The 240-nt window shown below is 46.2% G+C and carries 1 protein-coding gene; it reads left to right on the top strand.

The window, feature by feature from the left end; translation table 11 throughout:
- Window positions 1–240, top strand: a 240-nt coding sequence (locus CH339_RS25955; RefSeq protein WP_210207421.1) for an ADP-ribosylglycohydrolase family protein, incomplete at both ends; no start/stop codon positions are given.

Raw genomic sequence — 240 nt, 5'->3', positions numbered from 1 at the left:
ATGAAAAAGTTTGCTGCGTATCGGGAAGGGTATTGGACTCCATACGGCAGCATGTTTGATATTGGCAGAGCCACTGATGATGCAATCGAGCGTTTCAAAAGGGGTGTTCCGATTGAACAATGCGGCGGAGCAACTGAGTTCGATAATGGAAACGGAGCGTTGATGAGAATATCTCCGTTGGCTTTTACACTATGGAACGAATCCGATTTTTCAAAAAGGCAAGCTGAGATCGAACGGTGG

This window comes from Rhodobium orientis (assembly GCF_003258835.1).
Taxonomy (GTDB): Bacteria; Pseudomonadota; Alphaproteobacteria; order Rhizobiales; family Rhodobiaceae; genus Rhodobium; species Rhodobium orientis.
Note: the sequence above shows the minus strand (reverse complement) of the source record. Positions and strands in the feature narration are given on the sequence as shown.